The organism is Bacteroidota bacterium, assembly GCA_030706565.1.
GTDB lineage: Bacteria > Bacteroidota > Bacteroidia > Bacteroidales > JAUZOH01 > JAUZOH01.
On record JAUZOH010000299.1, the window covers coordinates 1 to 4,748 of the forward strand.

Sequence of the window (4,748 nt, forward strand, 5' to 3'; positions counted from 1 at the left end):
AAAGATAAACGGCGGGCAAATTCATAAGAGGAAATATCCTCCTTATCCTTGCATACATGATATGCAATGTAAAAAGCCTTACTGATGGGAAACTTGCAATTATGAAAAATTGTACCTGTAATGGCCGATTCCTCAGACTTGCACCGGGTACAACGGCGGGAATATGGCGATTTCCCGGCACATGAATTTGTATTTCCGCATTTTCTGCAGACAAAACCATTTGACCATTTCAAATCTGCCAGAAATTCCAGGCATTTATCATCATTTGTAAATAACTCTTCCAGCTGCTCCGGACTTAAATCATCTTTAAAGATCACTTTTATTAATTTTTATTTTTTTACCTAGCAAAGATAAAAAAAATTAGTGATAATAAAAAGATTTAGGTGATACTATTGCGATTTATTGAAAGATATTTTTTATCTTTGTAGCATTATTTTAAGAAAAAGGACCATGAAAGAACTACATGAATTGCAGACAGGTTGCACAAGTAAAAAGGATTTTTTTAAATCTTCAAGGTTTTTGAAACCGTTTTTAGGAATAGTAATTGGCGGAATAGCCGGATATCTGTATTACAGGTTTGTCGGTTGTTCAACAGGTTCCTGCATTGTTACCGGATCACCCTTAGGCAGTATAATATTTGGAAGCCTTTTCGGACTGTTTCTGGTTTCCAGCCCATGCAGTGGCGGAAGTTGCAGAAGATAAATCTTATTTGGCTTTTTATTCATCAACTAACAACAATTATTTATGTCTTTGGCAGAAATCAATAAAAGGTATACGGCACTGGCAACAACCGAATGTTGCCTTTCGTGCGGCAGTGCAATCAGCTATGCAGAGCCCCAGCCGGGGGAAATCTGTGTCGACCTGGGCAGCGGGAAAGGTTCTGACGTCCTGAGGATGGCAGAAAAAACAGGTGACAAAGGTTTTGTTTATGGAATAGACATTTCGGAGGGGATGCTGAAAAAAGCCAGGCAAAATGCTGAAAAATTCGGAGTAAAGAATGTGAACTTCATCAGCTGCGACCTTGAAAAAATAGAATTACCCGATGTGGCTGCCGACCTGGTTATTTCAAATTGCACGATCAACCACGCGGGAAATAAACAGGCTGTCTGGAACGAGATATTCCGTATCCTGAAAAAAGGCGGACGCTTTGTCGTCAGCGATATTTATGCCACCAGCCCCATCCCTGAAGAGTATAGTCAGGATCCTGTTGCCGTTGCAGAATGCTGGGCCGGGGCCATTACAAAAGAGGAGTATATCGATATCCTGGTGAAAGCAGGCTTTTCATCCCTCAAAATAATTGAAGAATCAGCACCTTATGCCAAAGGCAAAGCAGAAGTTGCAAGTTTCACCATTTCCGGGAAAAAGCCTTCAGCTTGCTCTTGCTGCCATTAATAAATTTAAATTTTAAATTCATCAAGATGAAAAAGATAATTTTCACAATTGCAATTGCATTATCCCTGCTATTAACCAATTGCGGTGCAAATAGTTCAGCCAATGATAATAAGGTAAAGGATAATCATGAAAATGTTATTCACCTGACCGACAACACATTCAAACAAAAAGTATTCAATTATACGGCCAGTAAAGAATGGAAATATGAAGGGGACAAACCTTGTATCATTGATTTTTATGCCGACTGGTGCGGGCCATGCCGCCGTATGTCCCCTATACTGGAAGAAATAGCAAATGAATATGCCGGCAAAATTGTTGTCTATAAAATAGATACTGAAGCAGAACAGTTACTTGCCCAAAACATGGGAATAACAAGCCTTCCGACCATAGTATTCTGCCCGGTCAAAGGCCAGCCACAGGCTTCGATAGGCCTGATTCCAAAAGAAGAAGTGATTAAAATGATTAATAATGTTTTGTTAACTAAATAACTAAAATCATGAACAGTTTAATTAAAAAGGAAGAAAAGAAAGCAAAGCAGAAAGTTGCACAATGCTGTGCAAAGACTTCAAAAACCATTGTGGGTTGTCACGATTAAAAGGAAATCTCGCTAAATCATTTTATTTTAATAATTTATGAGATATTCAAAATACAACATATTTTCGGGAATTAAAGACTCAGACAACTTTTTCATTGTTAATATCCTGAGCGGGAATGCTGATATTTTAAGTGCCTCAGAAGCAAAAATGGTTGAGGAACTAATAAACGGCAGGCCGGTTCAGGAAGATTTTTATACCCAGCTGATCAACAAAGGATATGTAGTTGACGAAAAGACAGAAAATATTGAGTATAAAAATGAATATCTCAATTTTATTGATTCACGTGACAAAGATGAAGTACAGCTGTTCTTTGTCCCCAATTACAGTTGCAATTTTGCATGTTCCTACTGTTACCAGGAAGGATATACAAATCCTCACTCAGAAGTACCGGCAAAATTGACAGATATGTTTTTTCAGTATGTCAGGACCAGATTTGCCGGCAGGAACAGATATATAACCCTTTTTGGGGGTGAACCTTTGTTGAATAGTCCCAGGCAAAAGGAACTTGTCTCTTATTTCCTGGAGAATGCAACCCGCGCAGAACTGGATGTATGCATTGTAACCAACGGTTATTACCTGGGAGAATACCTGGATTTACTAAAGAAAAGCCGGATCCGTGAGATACAGGTTACCCTCGACGGGACAAAAGCAATACATGATTCCCGCCGTTTCCTGAAAGGAGGAGGTTCTACCTTCGACAAAATCGTAAAAGGAATTGACCTTTGCCTGCAAAACAAAATTTCGGTCAACCTCAGAATGGTTGCCGACAAACAAAATATCGACAACCTGCCCGAACTGGCCACCTTTGCCATTGATAAAGGCTGGACAAACAGTCCTTTCTTTAAAACCCAGATTGGCCGCAATTATGAACTGCACCATTGCCAGTCCCATCCCGAACAACTGTTTGACAGAATCTCATTGTACGAAAAAATCTATGAACTGACCAAAGAGCATCCGCATATCCTGAAATTTTACAAACCGGCCTATTCCATTTCGAAATTCTTATCCGAAAACGGGAATTTGCCCAATCCCTTATTTGATGCCTGTCCGGCCTGCAAAACAGAATGGGCCTTCGACTACACCGGCCATATTTACCCCTGTACAGCCACCGTTGGCAAGACAGACGAATCGTTGGGAACATTTTATCCTAGAGAATTTCATGATCTAAAAAAAATCAAAGAATGGGAAAACAGGGATGTCACTTCCATTCCGGAATGCCAAAATTGTGATTTACAACTGGCCTGCGGTGGAGGATGTGGTGCTGTGGCAAAAAATAGGTCAGGAAATATCTGCTCACCCGATTGCCGCCCGGTGAAAAAATTGCTAGAACTGGGTTTCTCAAATTATTTCTAAAAAAATTAGTGATATTTATACGATTTATTAGTGATACTATTACGATTTACATTTTTTCTGTTTACCTTTGTAACCTAATTGATAAACTGAACATTAAAAGTAAATCAGACGATGGAAACAATTGATCATGTAGTACACCTCTCTACCCAGGAATTTAAAGACAAAGTCTTTAATTATGAGGTCAATAAAGAATGGAAATATCAGGGCACATTGCCTGCCATAATTGATTTTTATGCCGACTGGTGCGGACCTTGCCGCTCCATAGCACCCATCATGGAAGAATTAGCTCGTGATTATGCCGGAAAAATTATCGTTTACAAAGTCAATACGGAAAATGAACAGGAACTGGCTTCAACTTTTGGAATATCCAGCATCCCGACCCTGGTTTTCATCCCTATGGAAGGACAACCGCAATCGGCTGTGGGCGCCTTGCCTAAACAAACTTTAAATCAGGCTATTAAAGATGTATTATTAAAAAATAATTAGTACATTTACATTAGAACCTAAATATTTACAGCTATGAAAGAAATTTCATCGCTTGAATTTGAAAAAGAAGTGATAAAAGGGGAAAAGGTAATTCTCGATTTTTATTCAACCGAATGCCCTCCCTGTGAAGCTTTGGCCCCGAAATTCGAAAATTTATCCGGACTTTACGGAAAAGAAGTAAAATTCCTGAAAATATTCCGGCAGGGAAACAGAGAACTGGCTGAAAAATTAAATATAAGGTCTTCCCCTACCCTTCTTTTTTTCGACCATGGGATTGAAGTAGCCCCCAGACTTAACGGGGGGATCAAACGAAGCGAGATTATCCGCAACTTGGATAGCATGCTGCCTGAGGATAAAGTTCAGGAAATCAAATCCGGGATACACCCAATAACTTCAGATTATGATGTGCTTATTCTGGGGGGCGGCCCCGGTGGTTTAACAGCAGGACTTTACCTTTGCCAGGCCAAAATCAATACGGTATTGGTTGATGTTGGCCTTCCCGGCGGCCATGTGTCTACGACCCATGAAGTATCCAATTATCCCGGGTTTATCGAACCACAGGCCGGGTACATGCTTTCGCACAACATGAGCGAACAAACCAAGCTCTGCGGTACGGTTTACAAAGTAGCCGTTGATGTCTCCCAAGTTGACCTGGGAAAAAAGGAAGTGATCATCGACGAATACGAAACCCTCAGGGCTAAAAAAATAATCATTGCTACCGGTACAAGCCCTAATTTATTAGGGATACCCGGCGAAACCGAACTTAAAGGGAAAGGCATCTCCTACTGTGCAACCTGCGATGCCAAGTATTATGCCGATAAAGAAGTGGTAGTAATCGGAGGAGGCAATTCGGCTGTGGAAGAATCTGAATTTATCAGTCATTTTGCCCGTAAAATAACGATTATCCATCAGTTTGATAAG

The 4,748-nt window shown here is 40.2% G+C and carries 7 protein-coding genes; 6 read left to right on the plus strand and 1 reads right to left on the minus strand.

From position 1 onward, the window contains the following. On the minus strand, positions 1–317 hold a 317-nt coding region (locus Q8907_12905; GenBank protein MDP4275169.1), incomplete at its 3' end, for a transposase. A 133-nt stretch (positions 318–450) separates the two neighbouring features. On the opposite strand from Q8907_12905, the gene Q8907_12910 reads away from it, so the two are divergent. From Q8907_12910 to Q8907_12935, 6 genes are all read left to right on the plus strand, one after another. Beyond that, positions 451–702: a hypothetical protein gene (locus tag Q8907_12910; protein MDP4275170.1), complete on the plus strand. Its 252-nt coding sequence runs from the start codon at positions 451–453 to the stop codon at positions 700–702. 42 nt (positions 703–744) lie between these two features. After that, positions 745–1,392 (plus strand): methyltransferase domain-containing protein, encoded by a 648-nt coding sequence (locus Q8907_12915; GenBank protein MDP4275171.1) that lies wholly within the window; start codon positions 745–747, stop codon positions 1,390–1,392. Between the two features lie 26 nt (positions 1,393–1,418). Then, positions 1,419–1,880, plus strand: a complete 462-nt coding sequence (gene trxA, locus Q8907_12920) for a thioredoxin (GenBank protein MDP4275172.1) — start codon at positions 1,419–1,421, stop codon at positions 1,878–1,880. Positions 1,881–2,024: 144 nt separating this feature from the next. Then, on the plus strand, positions 2,025–3,341 hold the full coding sequence (locus Q8907_12925) for a radical SAM protein (GenBank protein ID MDP4275173.1): 1,317 nt from the start codon (positions 2,025–2,027) through the stop codon (positions 3,339–3,341). A 111-nt stretch (positions 3,342–3,452) separates the two neighbouring features. Further along, positions 3,453–3,827, plus strand: coding sequence for a thioredoxin (gene trxA / locus Q8907_12930; GenBank protein ID MDP4275174.1), 375 nt, complete (start codon positions 3,453–3,455; stop codon positions 3,825–3,827). Between the two features lie 33 nt (positions 3,828–3,860). After that, positions 3,861–4,748, plus strand: an 888-nt coding sequence (locus Q8907_12935; GenBank protein MDP4275175.1) for an FAD-dependent oxidoreductase, incomplete at its 3' end; no start/stop codon positions are given.